Below are 17,394 nucleotides of genomic sequence, written 5' to 3'. Positions count from 1 at the left end.
GGGCGGGCTTTGTGGGAGCGGGCTTGCCCGCGAAAAGAGCATCCTGAACCGCGGCGAGCGCACTTTGTGGGAGCGGGCTTGCCCGCGAATGGTGTAGCTGGAGCCACCGCTTTCGCGGGCAAGCCCGCTCCCACGCGGTACTGCGCCGCGCGCTACGATTGGCCCGCCGCGCGCGCGGACGACCGGTCCGCTGCTGGCTATGCGTGGGTGAGCGGGGGTGTGCGTTAAGCTAGCGGCCCGTCCCGACTCGCGGCGCCGCGCCTCGCAACGCGACCCGCCTCGCAATGCCCTCCGAATTCGACCTCATCCGGCGCCATTTCACGCGCGCGACCCGGCACACCGACCTCGCGGGCGGCGACGATGCCGCCCTGCTGCGCGCGCAGGCGGGCATGCAACTGGCCGTGTCGACCGACATGCTGGTCGCCGGCACACACTTCCTTGCCGACACCGACCCCGAAGATCTGGGCTGGAAGACGCTGGCGGTGAACGTCTCCGACCTCGCCGCGATGGGCGCCACCCCGCGCTGGGCCTTTCTCGCGCTCGCACTGCCCGGTGCAGACGAGACGTGGATCGCCGCCTTCGCCCGCGGCCTGTTCGCCTGCGCCGATGCCCATGGCGTGGACCTCGCCGGCGGCGACACCACGCGCGGACCGCTGACCCTTTCGGTGACCATCATCGGCGAGCTGCCGCGGGGCGAAGCGATCACACGCGCCGGCGGTCGCGCCGGCGACGATCTGTGGGTTTCCGGCCAGCCCGGCATGGCCGCACTCGGCCTCGCGGCGCTGCGCGACGAAGCACAGCTCTGCCCCGCAGGCAGGGCTGCCTGCATCGCGGCGCTACAGCGCCCACAGCCGCGCGCCGCCCTTGGCCTGGCGCTGCGCGGCATCGCAACCGCCATGCTCGACGTCTCCGACGGGCTGCTCGGCGACCTCGGCCACATCCTCGAGTGCTCCGGCACCGGCGCGATCATCGATGTCGGCGCACTGCCGCTCGCCGCGCTGCGCGAAACCGGCGCCGACGAGGCCCTTGCGCAGCGCTGCCTGCTCGGTGGCGGTGACGACTACGAGCTGCTCTTTGCCGCCCCCGCCGCGCGCCGGGCAGACGTGGAAGCCCTCTCCGCCAGCCTCGGGCTCAAGCTGCATCGGATTGGCGAACTCACCGCCGAAGCCGGCGAACTCTGGCTGCGTCAGCGCGACGGCCGGCTGGTCCCCGCCACGCGCTCGGGCTACGATCACTTCGGTTGAGCAGCCGTCAGCCAGAATCCGCCCCTCATCACGACACGAAACCCGCCCATGCGCCCCACCGCCCGCCTGATGATGAGTCACCCCGCCCACTTCATCTCACTGGGCTTCGGCTCCGGCCTGTCGCCGTGGGCGCCGGGCACGATGGGCACGCTGCTGGCCTGGGCGCTGTATCCGCTGATCCGCACCCCGCTGTCGGAGTTCGTCTTCCTCGCCCTGCTCACCAGCCTGTTCGTCGCCGGCGTGCTGGCGGCCGACCGCACCGGGCGGGCACTGGGCGTGTCCGACCACGGCGGCATCGTGTGGGACGAGATGGTCGCAACCTGGCTGGTGCTGATGTTCACGCCCACCACGCTGATCTGGCAGGCGGTCGCGGTGGCGCTGTTCCGCTTCTTCGACATCGTCAAGCCGCCCCCGGTGCGCTGGGCGGACCGCAGCTTCAAGGGCGGTTTCGGCGTGATGTTCGACGACATCGTCGCCGCCGGCTACGCCCTGCTCGTGCTCGCCATCCTCGTCACCCTGTTCGGTGCCTGATCCATGACCGACACCGAACTCGACGCCCTCGCCCGGCGCGTTGGCGAAGCCCTGGCCGCACGAGGCTGGCGACTGGCGAGCGCAGAATCCTGCACCGGCGGCTGGATCGCCGAGGCGGTCACCGCGATCAGCGGCAGCTCGGCCTGGTTCGACCGCGGCTTCGTCACCTACTCGAACGCAGCCAAGATGGACATGCTCGGGGTGTCGGAACTGACCCTGGCCGAGCACGGCGCGGTGAGCGAGGCCACCGTGCGCGAGATGACCGCGGGCGCACTCGCGCGCAGCCTGGCCGACGTGGCGGTGGCGGTGTCCGGCATCGCCGGGCCCACCGGCGGCACCGCCGCGAAGCCGGTGGGCATGGTGTGCATAGGCTGGGCCGCCAGGGCAGCGCCCACCAGGACCCAGACCCTTCATTTCGCCGGCGACCGCGCGGCGGTACGCCGGCAGACCGTCATCCGCGCGCTCGACGGCATCCTCCACCTGGCCGCTCAAAAGCCCTGACGCCGCCGCTGCGCGCTTGCACTTCCATTATTTCTTTGGCATTAATGAACGACGCCTTCGCGCCCGCATCACGCAGCGGCACGAAAAATTTTAGCCTGTAAATTAATACAGGCCTTAAACTGGCGCCATGCACGAGGCAGGCCCGCATTGCCTGCAATCTTTGTGCCATAATCAGCTCAACTTACAGGACGCACTTCCATGGACGACAACAAGGCCAAAGCCCTCGCCGCCGCGCTCTCGCAAATCGAAAAGCAGTTCGGCAAGGGTTCGATCATGCGCATGGGCGACGGCAGCATCGAGCGCGACATCCAGACCGTCTCCACCGGCTCCCTCGGCCTCGACATCGCGCTCGGCCTCGGTGGCCTGCCGCGCGGGCGCGTGGTCGAGATCTACGGCCCGGAATCCTCCGGCAAGACCACACTCACGCTGCAAGTCATCGCCGAGATGCAAAAGCTCGGCGGCACCGCCGCCTTCATCGACGCCGAGCACGCGCTCGACGTCGGCTACGCGGAAAAGCTCGGCGTCAACATCGAAGACCTGCTCATCTCGCAGCCCGACACCGGCGAGCAGGCGCTCGAAATCGCAGACATGCTGGTGCGCTCGGGTGGTGTCGACATCGTCGTCATCGACTCGGTCGCCGCGCTCACGCCCAAGGCCGAGATCGAGGGCGAGATGGGCGACCAGCTCCCCGGCCTGCAGGCGCGCCTGATGTCGCAAGCGCTGCGCAAGCTCACCGCCAACATCAAGCGCACCAACACGCTGGTGATCTTCATCAACCAGATCCGCATGAAGATCGGCGTGATGTTCGGCAGCCCGGAAACCACCACTGGTGGCAACGCGCTCAAGTTCTACGCCTCGGTGCGCATGGACATCCGCCGCACCGGCACCATAAAGAAGGGCGACGAGGTCGTCGGCTCCGAGACCCGCGTCAAGGTCGTCAAGAACAAGGTTGCGCCCCCGTTCCGGGAAGCCCACTTCGACATCCTCTACGGCGAGGGCATTTCGCGCGAAGGCGAGATCATCGACCTCGGTGTCGAACACAAGATCGTCGACAAGTCGGGCGCGTGGTACGCCTACAACGGCGACAAGATCGGCCAGGGCAAGGACAACTCGCGCGAGTTCCTGCGCAACAATCCGGCACTTGCGCGCGAGATCGAGAACAAGGTGCGAGCCGCTGTCGGCCTGACCGGAATGCCGGTGACCACGCCGGCCTCCCCGGCTGCGGCCGAGGCCTGACTGTCGGGCGTCGAGCATGGGCGAACCCAGCCTGCGTGAACGCGCCCTCCGCCACCTCGCCCGGCGCGACCACTCGCGCGCCGAGCTGGCGAAGAAGCTCGCCGCGCATGGCGACGCCGACGAGGTCAAAGCGGTCATCGAACGCATGGGCGAACTCGGCCTGCAGTCCGACACCCGCTATGCCGAAGCCTTCGTCCGCGTGAAGTCTGGCCGCTTCGGCGCATCGCGGCTGCGCAGCGAGCTCGCCCGCCGCGGCATCGACCGTGATCTGATCGACGAAGCAATCACCAGCGAGTGCGTAGAATCTGAATCAGAGCGGGCCCGTGCGGTGTTGCGCAGCCGCTTCACCGAGCCCCCCGCCGACCCGCGCGAATGGGCGCGCCAGGCCCGCTTCCTGCAAACCCGCGGCTTCGCGCCCGACCTGATCCGCAAGCTGCTGAAAGAGCCCTACGATGAGTCTGCTTAAGGTCGCCGGCCTGCAAAAACGCTACAAGGCACGCACCGTGGTGCACGACGTCGGCTTCGAGGTCGGCTCGGGCGAGGTCGTCGGCCTGCTCGGCCCCAACGGCGCCGGCAAGACCACCTGTTTCTACATGATCGTCGGCCTGGTGCGTGCCGACGGCGGCCAGATCAGCCTCGACGGCAAGGACCTGACGCACCTGCCGATCCACGCCCGCGCCCGCCTCGGTCTGTCCTACCTGCCGCAGGAAATGAGCGTGTTCCGCAAGCTCACCGTGGCCGAGAACATCCAGGCCGTGCTCGAGCTGCAGGGTCTGGACAAGCGCCAGGTGAACGAACGCCTCGACGAACTGCTGCACGAGCTCGGCATCCACCACCTGCGCAACAACACCGCCATCTCACTGTCGGGCGGCGAGCGCCGCCGCTGCGAGATCGCCCGCGCGCTGGCCACCGATCCGCGCCTGATCCTGCTCGATGAACCCTTCGCCGGCGTCGATCCGATCGCGGTCATCGACATCCAGAAGATCATCCGCTTTCTCAAGGAGCGCGAAATCGGCGTGCTGATCACCGACCACAACGTGCGCGAGACGCTGGGCATCTGCGACCGCGCCTACATCATCAGCGAGGGGCGCGTGCTGGCCAGCGGCCAGCCGACCGAGATCATCGACAACGAAAGGGTGCGCCAGGTCTATCTCGGCGAGCACTTCCGCCTCTGACGGCGCGCACCGGCCCAACGCGATGAAACCCAGCCTCCAGCTCAAGCTCTCCCAGCACCTCACGCTGACGCCGCAACTGCAGCAGTCCATCAAGTTGCTGCAGCTGTCGACAATCGAGCTGAACCAGGAGATAGAACGCATCCTGCTCGAGAACCCGATGCTCGAGCGCGAGGACGGCGACGGTGCGGACTTCGCACCTCCGCCGCCCGCAGCCCCCGCGCCCGAACGCGAGCAAGCGCAGGAAATGGCTACCGAATCACCCGCCTCCGATGGCGAGCGCCGGGAGGGCGGCGAGGGCAGCAGCGAAGACGAAGGCATCGACTGGTCCAACGTCGGCACCGGCGCCTCGAGCCGCAGCGAGAGTGACGACGATGACGTCGACTATCAGGATCTGCAGGCTGCAGGCATTTCGCTTCGTGAGCACCTCGACGAGCAGGTCGCGTTGTCGCAAATGTCCGATCGCGACCGCGCCCTGGTGCGCTTCCTGATCGAGGCGCTCGACGACGACGGCTACCTGCACCAGCCACTCGAAGACCTCCTCCAGTTGCTGCCGCCGGAAGCCGAGGTCGATCTCGACGACCTGGGCATAGCGCTGCACCACGTACAGAACCTCGAGCCCGTGGGAATCGGCGCCCGCAGCCCCCAGGAGTGCCTCGCGCTGCAGTTGCGCACCCTGCCGGCCAGCCCCACCCGCGCGCTCGCGCTCGAGATCGTCACCCGCCACCTCGAACTCCTCGCCGACCGCAACTTCGCCAAGCTCAAGAAGCTCACCGGCTGCGAAGACGACGCCTTGCGCGCAGCCCAGACCCTCATCTGCAGTCTCGACCCGCACCCCGGCTCACGCTACGCCAGCAGCGAGACGCGCTACGTGCTGCCCGACGTGGTCGTGCGCAAACTGCGCGGACGCTGGACCGTCGCGCTCAACCACGATGCGATGCCGCGCCTGCGTATCAACCGCCTCTACGCCAGCCTGCTGCAGCAGAACCGCGGCCAGGGCGGCGGACTGGGCGGCCAGTTGCAGGAGGCGCGCTGGCTGATCAAGAACGTCCAGCAACGCTTCGACACCATCCTGCGCGTCTCCCAGGCCATCGTTGACCAGCAGCGGCAGTTCTTCGATCATGGGGACGTGGCCATGCGGCCACTCACCCTCCGGGAGATCGCAGACCAGCTCGAGCTGCACGAATCCACCGTATCGCGCGTCACCACGCAGAAGTACATGGCGACCCCACGCGGCGTTTTCGAACTCAAGTATTTCTTCGGCAGTCACGTCGCCACCGATACGGGTGGAGCGGCATCCTCGACGGCGATTAGAGCGCTGATTCGCCAGTTGGTGGATGCGGAAGACAGCAAGAAGCCGCTGTCCGACGCCAAGATTGCAGAAGTATTGGGCCAGCAGGGTATCGTGGTCGCACGGCGCACCATCGCCAAGTATCGCGAGTCGCTCAATATCCCGCCGGTCAGTCTGCGCAAATCCATCTGACAACAACAGGAGTTACCATGAATCTGAACATTACCGGGCGCCACGTCGAAGTCACTCCCGCCATTCGCGACTACGTGACTTCCAAGCTCGACCGTGTCATCCGCCACTTCGACAACGTCACCAGCGTAGCCGTGATCCTGTCGGTCGAAAAGCTCAAGCAAAAGGCCGAAGTGACCCTGCACGTGCGCGGCAAGGACATCTTCGTCGAGAGCGAAGATACAGACCTTTACGCGGCCATCGACGCCATGACCGACAAGCTCGACCGCCAGGTCCAGAAGTACAAGCAGAAACAGGCCGACCACAACCACGAGACGCTCAAGCACCAGGTTCCGGAAGCCTGACGCCTTCGTTACAGCCCCGTGTCCGGGGTGTGGTTATAATGCGCGCGTTTTCACGACGCGATCTCCACTCGCCCCGGACCGGCTGCCTGCCCTGCGTGGCATCTGCACAAGGGGCGTTGCGCGAGTCCACCAGCGAATGAGCCTCATATCCCAACTCCTGCCACTGTCCAACGTGGTGGTCGATCTCGACGCGAGCAGCAAGAAGCGCGTCTTCGAACAAGCAGGACTGCTGTTCGAGAACAACCAGGGCATTGCCCGCAGCACCGTCTTCGACAGCCTGTTCACCCGTGAACGCCTGGGCTCGACCGGACTGGGCCAGGGCATCGCCATCCCGCACGGTCGCATCAAGGGCCTCAAGGACGCCGCGGGGGCATTCTTGCGCCTGGCCGCGCCGGTGCAGTTCGACGCACCTGACGGCCGGCCGGTGAGCATGCTGTTCGTACTGCTGGTTCCCGAACAGGCCAATGAAACCCATCTGCAGTTGCTATCCGAACTCGCGCAGATGTTCAGCGACCGCGAATTCCGCGAAGCGCTGCAGAATGCGCCAGACCCGGCCCACATTCACCAGATGTTCCTGACCTGGGGCGCCGATGCGGCAGACCAGCGTAGCGCGGCTGTATGAGATTCATCGCGCCAGCCTGAGCCTCACCCACGTCAGCGGGCGCCTGGATGGGCGCCTGGCGGTGGGCGACGAGCAGATCTGGCCGGCTGACCTCGTCGGCCACCTCAACCTGATCCACCCCACCCGGTTGCAGATCCTCGGCACCGCAGAACTCGCCTGGGCGCAGCGTCAGTCCAACGAAAAGGTCGCGCGCCACCTCAACGAGATTCTCTCCGCCCATCCGCCCGCCATCATCGTGGCCGATGGGTGCGAGGTGCCGAACATCATCCACGGCATTTGCGAGGCACACGACGTCGCGCTGTTTACCGCGCGCCACCCCTCGGCCAGCGTCATCGACCACTTGCGCCTGTATCTGTCGCGCGAGCTCGCCGAGAAGGTGTCGCTACACGGCGTATTCATGGATGTGCTCGGCCTCGGCGTGCTCGTCACCGGGGATTCCGGCGCCGGCAAGTCGGAGCTCGGCCTGGAGTTGATCTCGCGCGGTCACGGCCTGGTGGCGGACGACGTGGTCGAACTGTCGCGCGTCGCGCCCACGGTGCTCGAAGGGCGCTGCCCCGAAATGCTGCAGGACTTCATCGAGGTACGCGGCCTCGGCCTGCTCAACATCCGCACCATATTCGGCGAGACGGCATGCCGCCGGAAGATGCGCCTGCGCCTGATCTGCCACCTCGACCGCCGCCAGCCCGGCCCCGATGACCCCAGCCGCCTGCCGCTGCAGCAGGAGACCCAGGACATCCTGGGCGTGAAGATAGGGCGCGTGGTCCTGCCGGTTGCCGCGGGCCGCAACCTGGCAGTGCTGCTCGAAGCGGCCGTGCGCTCCACCATCCTGCAACTGCGCGGCATCGACTCGACCCAGGAGTTCATCGAGCGCCAGACACGGGCACTGCGCGCCGCGGAAGGCAGCAGCGAAGCCTGAAGGACCCGCACCACGACCCTGGCGCAGCCGCACTTGCGGCGCGCCGGTTGCGGCTGTTACCGTCGACCGCTTTATAGCAGCGCACTGCCCGGCCATGACCCCCCCCACGGATTACCTGGAACGCATCCTCAACGCGCAGGTGTACGACGTCGCCGTCGAGACCCCGCTTGATCTCGCCACCAACCTGTCGGCGCGCATCCACAACCGCATTTACTTCAAGCGCGAAGACATGCAGCCGGTGTTCAGTTTCAAGATCCGCGGCGCGTACAACAAGATGGCCAAGCTCTCGCCGCAGGCCCTCAAGCGCGGCGTGATCTGTGCCTCGGCCGGCAACCACGCCCAGGGCGTGGCGCTGTCGGCGGCAAAGCTCGGCGTGCGCGCGGTGATCGTGATGCCGAGCACCACGCCGCAGATCAAGATCGACGCGGTCAGGGCACGCGGCGGCGAGGTCGTGCTTGCCGGCGAGTCCTATTCCGACGCCTACACCCACGCGCTGGAACTGGAAAAGGCCGAGAAGCTCACCTTCGTCCATCCCTTCGACGACCCCGACGTGATCGCCGGCCAGGGCACCGTGGGCATGGAGATCCTGCGCGCCCACCCGAAGCCGATCCACGCGGTGTTCTGCTGCGTCGGCGGCGGCGGCCTGATCGCCGGCGTGGCGGCGTACATCAAGCGCTTGCGCCCGGAGACGAAGATCATCGGCGTCGAGGCTGTGGATGCCGACGCGATGACGCAGTCTCTCGCTGCGGGCAAGCGCGTCGTGCTCGAGCAGGTCGGCATCTTCGCCGATGGTGCGGCGGTCAAGGAGGTCGGCGTCGAGACCTTCCGTCTCTGTCAGCAGTATGTGGACGAGATGATCGTGGTCGACAACGACGCCATCTGCGCCGCAATCAAGGACGTGTTCGAGGACACGCGCTCGATCCTCGAGCCCGCCGGCGCGCTCGCGGTGGCGGGTGCCAAGGAATACGCCAAGCGCAACAAGCTGCGCGACAAGAGCCTGGTAGCAGTGGCCTCGGGCGCGAACATGAATTTCGACCGCCTGCGCTTCGTCGCCGAGCGCGCCGAACTGGGCGAGCAGCGCGAGGCCGTGCTGGCGGTGACGATCCCCGAGAAACCGGGTTCGTTCAAGAAGTTCATCAGCGTGCTCGGCAACCGCAACATCACCGAGTTCAACTACCGCTACGCCGACGCCAACCAGGCGCACATCTTCGTCGGCGTGACCGTGCACAACCGCAGCGAGGTCGCGCGCCTGGTCGAGATGCTCGAACGCCACGAACTGCCCGCGCTCGACCTCACCGACGACGAGATGGCCAAGTCGCACGTGCGCTACATGGTGGGCGGACGCGCGCCGCAGGTCGACAACGAGGTCGTGTATCGCTTCGTGTTCCCCGAGCGCCCCGGCGCACTGATGAATTTCCTGTCCAACCTGCGCTCGGACTGGAACATCTCGCTGTTCCACTACCGCAACCACGGCTCCGACTTCGGCCGTGTGCTGGTCGGCATGCAGGTGCCGCCGTCCGACAAGGATGCCTTCGACGCCTTCCTGCAGCGCCTGGGCTACGACTACGTGGCCGAGACCGGCAACCCGGCCTACCGGCTGTTCCTGTCCGGAAGTTGAGGCGGCATCGCCCGCCGTGCCCCCGTAGCGTCTGCACCACCCGGTCAGGCGACAGGCGCTCAGGCCCTCCAGACCCGCGACAGGCTCAGCTCCGCGGCTTCATCACGCCGGCCTCAGTCACCACCCATTGCATCGGCCTGTCGTACTGCTGCGGAAGCGTATCCGGGACCCGTCCGAGCTCGAACCCGACCCCCACGGCGATGGTCTGCATGGCGGCCAGCGTACGATCAAAATAGCCGCCCCCATAGCCGAGGCGGTAACCGCGGTCATCGAAGGCGTTGAGCGGCACCAGCAGCACGTCGGGCACCAGCGCCTCGCCCTCGGCCGGATGCGGGATGCCGTGGCGGTCGAGCGCCATCGGCGCGCCCGGCATCCAGCGCCGGAACACCATCGGCGCATGCCGCTCCAGCACCACCGGCAGCACCGCCACCCGCCCGGGACCGGCCGCCAGCCACGCCTGCACCCACGCCCGCAGATCGGGTTCGGCGCGGTACGGCCAGCAGAAGCCGAGCGAATGCGGCGCCAGGGTGTTCACCAGATCGTCGAGATGCCGGGCGAGTTGCCCGGTCATTGCTTCCCGACGCTCCACCGGCAAGGCCTGGCGCAGCTTCAGTGCCTGCTCGCGGAGATGTTTGCGCTTTGCAGCAAAGTCGAGCTCGGGTGCGGGAAAGGAGGTCATCGCTTGTGGTATGGTAGGCCTGCAATGGAGGCATCATCAGGCATGAAAAAGGCATTACGGGCGACCCTGTTCGCTGCAGCATTTCTGCTCCCCGGGGGAGCAATTTCGCAGGTCGGAGGTGAAACGGGAGCTGACCGTATCGTCGCCGCTCGCGAGGCCCTGCGCAAGGGCGACCGCGACACCCTCGAGCGCCTTGCCGCGGTGCGCGAACCCCATCTGCTCGACGCTTATCCGCGCTACTGGCTGCTCACCAACCTGCTCGCCCGCAGCCTGCCGCCACCCACGAACCAGCTCGAAGACTTCCTCGCGCAAGAGGCCGGCAGCAACCTCGCCGAGCGCCTGCGTGCCGACTGGCTGCGTCGCATGGCCAAGGACGGCGACTGGACCGGCTTCGTGCGCCTCTATCCCAGCCTGCAGAACCCCGATGGCGAGCTGCGCTGCGCGGCGTGGACCGCGCGCCTGCTCACCGGCGACCGCAGCGCGCTCGATGAGGTGGCGCAGCAGTGGGACAGCCTCACCGACGCCCACGCAGCCTGCGACATGGCGATGCGCAGCGCAGTCGGCAGCGGTCATGTCAGCGAGGATCAGGTCTGGCAGCGCATCCGCCGCCAGGTGGATACGCGCAATCCGGCCGCCGCGCTCGGCAGTCTCACCCTGCTGGCGCAGGACGCCGCCCCCGCGGCGGCCGATCTCGACCAGGCAATCCGCTCGCCGGCGCCCTGGCTGGACCGCCTGCCGGCCAACTTCGCGGTGACGCGTGCCGGACGCGAACTCGCGCTCGCTGCACTGGTGCGCCTGACCCGCGAGGACAACCCCAGCGCGCGCCTGCGGCTGTTGCGCATCCAGGACCGCCTCAGCGCCGAAGAGCGCAACTACGCCAACCTGGTGATGGCGATGCACGCCGCCATCGATCGCCTGCCCGAGGCGAGCGCGCTCTACGCCGCGGCCGGCAACGTCGAGATGACGCCACTGCAGCGTGCCTGGCGGGTGCGCGCGGCGTTGCGCGCCCAGGACTGGCGCGGCGTGCGCAGCGCGATCGAGGCCATGCCGGCAGCACAGCGCGAACAGCCCGACTGGCTCTACTGGCTGGGCCGTGCCCATGCCGCCAGCGGTAACCGTGATGCAGCCGATTCGCTCTTCGTGCGCATCGCGGGCGAGGCTCACTTCTACGGCATGCTCGCGGCCGAGGAGCTCGGCCAGCCGTTCATGCCGCCGCCCGCCACTGCGCCGCTCTCGCGCACCAAGCTCGAGGAAGCCGAACGCGACCCCAGCCTGCAGCGTGCGCTTGCGCTCTACCAGCTCGACATGCGCACCGAGGCAATCCGCGAGTGGGTGTGGGGCGTGCGCGATCGCGACGAACAGTTCCGCCTCGGCGCCGCCCACCTCGCGCTGCGCAACGAACTCTACGACCGCGCGATCAACACCGCCGAGCTCGCCAACCCGCGCAGCAATTTCGAACTGCGTTTCCTCACCCCCTACCGCGACCTGATCGAACCGCAGGTGCGGGCACAAGGCCTGGACCTGGGCTGGGTTTATGGCCTGATGCGCCAGGAGAGCCGCTTCGTGATCCCGGCACGGTCCAGCGTGGGCGCACGCGGGCTGATGCAGGTGATGCCCGCGACCGGAAAGTGGGTGGCGAACAAGATCGGGCTGTCGGGCTATCACCCCGGCCTGCTCAACGACCCCGACACCAACGTGCTGCTGGGTACGAGCTACATGCGCATCATCATGGAAGACCTCGACACCCATCCGGTGCTGGCCTCCGCCGGCTACAACGCCGGCCCCGGCCGGGCGCGGCGCTGGCGCGACAGCGGGCCGCTCGAAGGCGCCATCTACGCCGAGACCATCCCCTTCGACGAGACGCGCGACTACGTCAAGAAAGTGCTCGCCAACGCGGTGATCTACTCGGCGATGCTGGAAAAGCGCCCGCAGTCGCTCAAGGCCCGCCTCGGCACGATCGCGCCGGCGCCGGCCAGCGAGTAAGCTGCGGGGCTGGACACTACAAAACATCATCCACAACCTGCCAAGGGTCCACGCATGAATCCGAAACGTGTCGTCATCGTCGGCGGCTCCGGTTTTATCGGCAGCGCCATCGCCAACCGCCTGTGCGAAGCAGGTGTCAAGGTGCTCATTCCCACCCGCCGCCGCAGCCGCGCCGGCCATGTGCTGCTGCTACCCAATGCCGACGTCGTCGAGACCGACGTACACGACCCGGTCGCGCTCGTCCGCCTGTTCGCAGGCGCGGACGCGGTGGTCAACACGGTCGGCGTGCTGCACTCGCGCCCGGGCACGCCCTTCGGCCCGGACTTCGCGCGCGCCCACGTCGAACTGCCGCAGAAGATCGTCACCGCCTGCCGCGCCGCCGGCGTGCCGAGCCTGGTGCATATCAGCGCGCTCGGCGCCGACGCCGACGGCCCATCGGAGTACCAGCGTTCCAAGGCCGCCGGTGAGCGCGTGATCGAAGCCGCCGGACCGGACATCGCATGGACCATCCTGCGCCCCTCGGTGGTCTTCGGCCGCGGCGACAGCTTCCTGAACCTGTTCGCCGACCTCGCCCGCATGTTCCCGGTGCTGCCGCTCACCGGCGCCAAGTGCCGCTTCCAGCCGGTCTATGTCGAGGACGTCGCCGAAGCCGTGTGGCAAAGCCTCGCCCGTCCGGAGGCAGCCGGCCGGACCTTCGAGCTCGCCGGACCCACCGTTTACACCCTGCGCCAACTGGTCGAGTACGTCTCCGCACTGATCGGCAAGCCGCGGCCGATCATCGGCCTGCCCGAAGGCATCGGCATGGTGCAGGCGCGCCTGATGGAGCTCGCGCCCCAGCCGCTGATGAGCCGCGACAACGTACGCTCGATGCGGGTGGACAACGTCGCCAGCGGCGAGCCGCAGCCCTTCGGCCTCACCCCGACCGCGCTCGAATCCGTTGCGCCCGCCTGGCTTGGCACGGCGGGCCCGCGTGCGTTCTACTACCCGTTCCGGCGCCATGCCAGACGGTAATCGACCTTCAGTGATCCACTCTCGCTGACCCACTTTTTACTCGTGACCCGGAGCACACGATGAAACTCATCATCGGCAACAAAAACTATTCTTCCTGGTCCCTGCGCGCCTGGCTCGCCGCGCGTGAGGGCGGATTCACCTTCGAGGAAATCCGCATCCCGCTGTTCATCCCCGGCAGCCGCGAGCGCATCCTGTCGCACTCGCCCTCGGGCAAGGTGCCCTGCCTCATCGACCACGGCTTCACGGTGTGGGATTCGCTGGCGATCGGCGAATACCTCGCCGAAAAGCAGCCCGCCCTGTTGCCGTCCGACCCCGGCGCACGCGCGATTGCCCGTGCGGTGACCGCCGAGATGCACTCCGGCTTCCAGAGCCTGCGCAGCCGCATGCCGATGAACATCCGCAAGGACTACACCGGCTTTGGGCACAGCGCCGAGGTGGACGCCGACATCACGCGCATCATCGCGATCTGGAACGACTGCCGTGCGCGCTTCGGCACCGACGGGCCGTATCTTTTTGGCCGCTTCAGCCTCGCCGACGCCGCGTTCGCACCGGTGGCGTTCCGCTTCCAGACCTACGGCGTGAAGCCCGAAGGCGCCGCCGGCGAGTACCTCGCCACCCTGCTCGCCAACCCGCACATGCAGGAGTGGGCGGTCTCGGCGCGCGCCGAGACGGAGTCGCTCACCGAAGAGGATCTCTACGGCTGATGCAGGCGTATGTCGTCGGCGGGGCGGTGCGCGACGCCCTGCTCGGGCTGCCGGTCAAGGACCGCGACTGGGTCGTGGTCGGCAGCACACCCGAAGAAATGCTCGCGCGCGGCTTCCGCCCTGTGGGGCGTGATTTTCCAGTCTTCCTTCATCCGCAGACCAGCGAGGAATATGCGCTTGCGCGTACCGAGCGCAAGTCGGGCCGCGGCTATACCGGCTTCGTCTGCCACGCCTCGCCCGAGGTCACGCTGGAAGAAGACCTGCTGCGCCGCGATCTCACCATCAACGCGATCGCGCGCGCAGAAGACGGCACGCTGATCGACCCCTGTGGCGGCCAGCGCGACCTCGCGGCGCGCCTCTTCCGCCATGTCTCCCCCGCCTTCGCCGAAGACCCGCTGCGCATCCTGCGCGTGGCGCGCTTCGCCGCCCGCTTCACCGACTTCACGGTGGCGTCCGAGACGCTGGCGCTGATGCGACAGATGGTCGGCGCCGGCGAGGTCGACCACCTGGTGGCCGAGCGCGTATGGCAGGAGCTTGCACGCGGGCTGATGGAAGCGCGCCCCGCGCGGATGATCCGGGTGCTGCGCGACTGTGGCGCGCTGGCGGTGATCCTGCCCGAGCTCGACCGCCTGTTCGGCGTGCCGCAACCCGCAAGGCACCACCCCGAAATCGACACCGGCGAACACGTGCTGCTGGTCGTGGACGCCGCCGCCGCGAGCGGCCAGCCGCTGCCGGTGCGCTGGGCCTGCCTGCTGCACGACCTCGGCAAGGCCGACACGCCGGCGCACTTGCTACCCCACCATTACGGTCACGAGGCCGCCAGCGCACGGCGCGCGCGCGAAGTGTCCGAACGCCTGAAGGCGCCGACCGAGTGCCGCGACCTCTCCGAGATGGTGGCGCGCGAGCACGGCATCCTCGCGCGCGCGGACGAGCTGCGCCCGGAGACCATGGTCAAGCTCATCGAACGCTGCGACGGCCTGCGCCGGCCGGAGCGCTTCGAGCTCATGCTGGCCGCAGCCGCCTGTGACGGCGCGGGCCGCGGCACCGCCCCCGAAAATGCAGCAGCTGCGAGACCTTTGACACGCTGGTACGCCGCCCTGGCCGCGGTACGCGGCGTCGATGCCGGTACAATTGCGCGCAACTGCACGAACAAATCGCTGATTCCTCAGGCTTTGCACGCAGCCCGCGTGGCCGCGGTGAAGGCTGCGGACAAGGAAACCCCATGAACGCCACCCGCTTCGGCGAACTCGAGGTGCTGTGCCACGCCCCCGAGCACGTCACCCATGAACACCCGCTGCTCTTCGTCCACGGCGCCTACGTTGCAGCCTGGTGCTGGGAAGAGCACTTCCAGCCCTGGTTTGCCCATCGCGGCTGGTCGACCTATGCCGTATCGCTGTCAGGCCACGGCAAAAGCCGTAATCGCGAGCATCTCGATTCCTATTCGATCGACGACTACGTGCGCGACGTCGCCGAAGTCGCGGCCAGGCTGCCCGCACCGCCGATCCTGATCGGTCACTCGATGGGCGGCATGGTGGTGCAGAAATACCTCGAGCAATACGACGCACCGGCCACCGTGCTGATGTCCTCGGTGCCGCCCCAGGGACTGATGGGCTCCGCGTTCGGGCTCATGATGAAGCGCCCGAACCTGCTCTCCGACCTCAACAACATCATGGCAGGCAACGACGTCAACATCGACAGCCTGCGCGAGGCACTGTTCTACCAGCCGGTGGATGCCGACGACCTGTTGCGCTACTACCACCTCAGCCAGCCCGAATCGCACCGCGCGATCTGGGACATGTCGCTCTTCAACCTGCCGCAGCCGGGCCGCATGCACCGCCCGCCGATGCTGATCCTCGGCGCCGAACACGACGCCCTGATCCCGCCCGACCAGGTGCACATGACCGCGGTGACCTATGGCCGCCAGGCCGAGATCTTCTCCGGCGTCGGCCACGGCATGATGCTCGAGCGCGACTGGGAGAAGGTCGCGATCCGCATCGCCGACTGGCTCGCCGAACGCAACCTGTGAACGTCCGGGCGCGCGCGCAGCACTAATCCCGCGCGGCCATGCCTGCGTAGCGCACCGCCGTGTGCGCCACGTGCGCCTACAGCGCGTGCAGGCGGTCGCCGCGGGCAAAGCCCAGCAGCGGCGCCTTGAGGCCGCGCGCCAGCGCCAGCACCTTGAACAGCTCTCCCATCTCCTGCGGCGCCGTCAGGCGCTGCACCGCACGCGCGGCGCGGATGTAGCCCGCGCTCTCCTGCGGGCCGCGGCGGGCAAGGCAGTCGAGCACGCCGCAGTTGAACAGGAACTGTGCCTGCGTGGTGTAGCCGTGCACGTCCAGCCCGGCGTCAAAACCGGCCTCGGCCACCGCGGTGAAGTCCACGAAGGCGGTGATGTCGTTGAGCCCCGGCCACAGGAAGGGGTCGCCGTGGGCGTGGTGGCGGTAGTAGCACAGCAGGGTGCCGTTCGAGCGCGACGGCAGGTAGTACTCGGCACGCGGATAGCCGTAGTCGATCAAGAGCAGCGCGCCGGCCTGCAGGCGCTCGGCCCATGACGCCACCCAGGCGGCGCCGGCGAGGTTGAGCTCGCTAACGTACTCGCCGCCCGCCGGCGCGGGCAGGTTCAGCGCCAGCCCGGCCTCACGCACCGCGCCCGCTGCCGGCACGTCTGCCCAGCACAGCCGGCGCACACCTGCGGCGTCGGCTTCGAACGCAACGCCACGCTCGGCCAGGCCGGCGGCGGCGGTCGATACCAGCAGATGCACCGGCATCACGTCGAGCACCTCGTTGGCCACCACCGCGCCGGAAAAGCGCTCCGGCAGCACATCCAGCCACTGCACGCGGGCGGCCAGGTGCGGCGCCTTGTCGGCCAGGGTGTCGAACTGGCGCTCACGCAACTCGCCCGACAGCTCGAGGATGCCGTAGCGATCCGGCACGCAGCCGCGGCGTTCGAGTTCGAGCAGCAGGTCGGCGGCAAGCAGGCCGGTGCCGGCGCCGACCTCGATCACCGCGGGCGCGCTCGCGCGCATCACCTGCTCGACCTGGGTGGCCAGCGCCTGGCCGAAAAGCGGGGTAAGCTCGGGCGCGGTGATGAAATCGCCGCCCGGACCGAACTTTCGCGCGCCGCCGCTGTAATAACCCAGTCCCGGTGCATAGAGCGCGAGCTCCATGTAGCGGGCGAACGAAATCCAGCCGCCGGCGGCGGCGATCTCGGCCTCGATGCGTTCGAGCAGGCGCGCGCTCTGGGCGAGCGCATCGGCGGACGGCTGGGGCAGTGCAGACATGGATGATCGATCCGACAAAGACACGAGCCCGCGATTGTAACGGCAGGCCCGGCGCGCAGCCGGGCGAAAACG

At 68.0% G+C, this 17,394-nt stretch carries 18 protein-coding genes; 16 read left to right on the top strand and 2 right to left on the bottom strand.

The annotated features are described in order from the left end of the window. The first annotated feature begins 284 nt into the window (after positions 1 to 284). The 11 genes from thiL (at position 285) to ilvA (ending at position 9,664) form a co-directional block, all read left to right on the top strand. The gene (thiL, locus tag RBT54_RS00405; RefSeq protein ID WP_320362981.1) at positions 285 to 1,244 is read left to right on the top strand and encodes a thiamine-phosphate kinase; all 960 of its coding nucleotides are present in this window, start codon (positions 285 to 287) and stop codon (positions 1,242 to 1,244) included. A gap of 48 nt (positions 1,245 to 1,292) precedes the next feature. Continuing rightward, positions 1,293 to 1,775 (top strand): phosphatidylglycerophosphatase A, encoded by a 483-nt coding sequence (locus RBT54_RS00400; protein WP_320362979.1) that lies wholly within the window; start codon positions 1,293 to 1,295, stop codon positions 1,773 to 1,775. Between the two features lie 3 nt (positions 1,776 to 1,778). Next, positions 1,779 to 2,276, top strand: a complete 498-nt coding sequence (locus RBT54_RS00395) for a nicotinamide-nucleotide amidohydrolase family protein (RefSeq protein WP_320362977.1) — start codon at positions 1,779 to 1,781, stop codon at positions 2,274 to 2,276. A gap of 198 nt (positions 2,277 to 2,474) precedes the next feature. Continuing rightward, the gene (gene recA, locus RBT54_RS00390; RefSeq protein ID WP_320362975.1) at positions 2,475 to 3,512 is read left to right on the top strand and encodes a recombinase RecA; all 1,038 of its coding nucleotides are present in this window, start codon (positions 2,475 to 2,477) and stop codon (positions 3,510 to 3,512) included. 16 nt (positions 3,513 to 3,528) lie between these two features. Then, positions 3,529 to 3,978, top strand: coding sequence for a recombination regulator RecX (gene recX / locus RBT54_RS00385; RefSeq protein ID WP_320362973.1), 450 nt, complete (start codon positions 3,529 to 3,531; stop codon positions 3,976 to 3,978). Next, complete coding sequence (lptB, locus tag RBT54_RS00380) at positions 3,965 to 4,687, top strand: LPS export ABC transporter ATP-binding protein (protein WP_320362971.1); 723 nt, start codon at positions 3,965 to 3,967, stop codon at positions 4,685 to 4,687. The genes recX and lptB overlap by 14 nt, the downstream gene beginning before the upstream one ends. A gap of 22 nt (positions 4,688 to 4,709) precedes the next feature. Continuing rightward, positions 4,710 to 6,167 carry an RNA polymerase factor sigma-54 gene (locus tag RBT54_RS00375; protein WP_320362969.1) on the top strand — a complete coding sequence of 486 codons (1,458 nt, stop codon included), beginning with the start codon at positions 4,710 to 4,712 and terminating at the stop codon, positions 6,165 to 6,167. A gap of 17 nt (positions 6,168 to 6,184) precedes the next feature. After that, complete coding sequence (gene hpf / locus RBT54_RS00370; protein WP_320362968.1) at positions 6,185 to 6,508, top strand: ribosome hibernation-promoting factor, HPF/YfiA family; 324 nt, start codon at positions 6,185 to 6,187, stop codon at positions 6,506 to 6,508. A gap of 136 nt (positions 6,509 to 6,644) precedes the next feature. After that, positions 6,645 to 7,130 (top strand): PTS IIA-like nitrogen regulatory protein PtsN, encoded by a 486-nt coding sequence (gene ptsN, locus RBT54_RS00365; RefSeq protein ID WP_320362966.1) that lies wholly within the window; start codon positions 6,645 to 6,647, stop codon positions 7,128 to 7,130. After that, the gene (hprK, locus tag RBT54_RS00360) at positions 7,099 to 8,046 is read left to right on the top strand and encodes an HPr(Ser) kinase/phosphatase (protein ID WP_320362964.1); all 948 of its coding nucleotides are present in this window, start codon (positions 7,099 to 7,101) and stop codon (positions 8,044 to 8,046) included. The genes ptsN and hprK overlap by 32 nt, the downstream gene beginning before the upstream one ends. 94 nt (positions 8,047 to 8,140) lie before the next feature. Then, on the top strand, positions 8,141 to 9,664 hold the full coding sequence (gene ilvA, locus RBT54_RS00355; RefSeq protein WP_320362962.1) for a threonine ammonia-lyase, biosynthetic: 1,524 nt from the start codon (positions 8,141 to 8,143) through the stop codon (positions 9,662 to 9,664). 85 nt (positions 9,665 to 9,749) lie between these two features. On the opposite strand, the gene RBT54_RS00350 is transcribed toward ilvA, so the two are convergent. Then, a complete protein-coding gene (locus RBT54_RS00350; RefSeq protein ID WP_320362960.1) occupies positions 9,750 to 10,343 on the bottom strand; it encodes a 5-formyltetrahydrofolate cyclo-ligase in 594 nt (197 codons plus the stop codon). Between the two features lie 42 nt (positions 10,344 to 10,385). On the opposite strand from RBT54_RS00350, the gene RBT54_RS00345 reads away from it, so the two are divergent. The 5 genes from RBT54_RS00345 to RBT54_RS00325 are packed head-to-tail and all read left to right on the top strand — an operon-like array spanning position 10,386 to position 16,067. Further along, positions 10,386 to 12,326, top strand: a complete 1,941-nt coding sequence (locus RBT54_RS00345; protein WP_320362958.1) for a lytic transglycosylase domain-containing protein — start codon at positions 10,386 to 10,388, stop codon at positions 12,324 to 12,326. 54 nt (positions 12,327 to 12,380) lie between these two features. After that, on the top strand, positions 12,381 to 13,337 hold the full coding sequence (locus RBT54_RS00340; RefSeq protein WP_320362956.1) for a complex I NDUFA9 subunit family protein: 957 nt from the start codon (positions 12,381 to 12,383) through the stop codon (positions 13,335 to 13,337). Positions 13,338 to 13,396: 59 nt separating this feature from the next. Then, on the top strand, positions 13,397 to 14,041 hold the full coding sequence (locus RBT54_RS00335) for a glutathione S-transferase family protein (protein ID WP_320362954.1): 645 nt from the start codon (positions 13,397 to 13,399) through the stop codon (positions 14,039 to 14,041). Beyond that, entirely contained in the window at positions 14,041 to 15,267 is a 1,227-nt protein-coding gene (locus RBT54_RS00330; RefSeq protein WP_320362952.1) for a multifunctional CCA addition/repair protein, read from the top strand. Before RBT54_RS00335 ends, RBT54_RS00330 begins: the two co-directional genes overlap by 1 nt. Continuing rightward, positions 15,264 to 16,067: an alpha/beta hydrolase gene (locus RBT54_RS00325; protein ID WP_320362950.1), complete on the top strand. Its 804-nt coding sequence runs from the start codon at positions 15,264 to 15,266 to the stop codon at positions 16,065 to 16,067. Before RBT54_RS00330 ends, RBT54_RS00325 begins: the two co-directional genes overlap by 4 nt. 76 nt (positions 16,068 to 16,143) lie before the next feature. On the opposite strand, the gene RBT54_RS00320 is transcribed toward RBT54_RS00325, so the two are convergent. After that, positions 16,144 to 17,322 carry a class I SAM-dependent methyltransferase gene (locus RBT54_RS00320; RefSeq protein ID WP_320362949.1) on the bottom strand — a complete coding sequence of 393 codons (1,179 nt, stop codon included), beginning with the start codon at positions 17,320 to 17,322 and terminating at the stop codon, positions 16,144 to 16,146. Positions 17,323 to 17,394 lie beyond the last annotated feature (72 nt).

It is taken from the genome of Thauera sp., from assembly GCF_034003485.1.
Taxonomy (GTDB): Bacteria; Pseudomonadota; Gammaproteobacteria; order Burkholderiales; family Rhodocyclaceae; genus Thauera.
The sequence above is the reverse complement of the archived record's forward strand: the minus strand, read 5'-3'. Positions and strand labels throughout refer to the sequence as shown.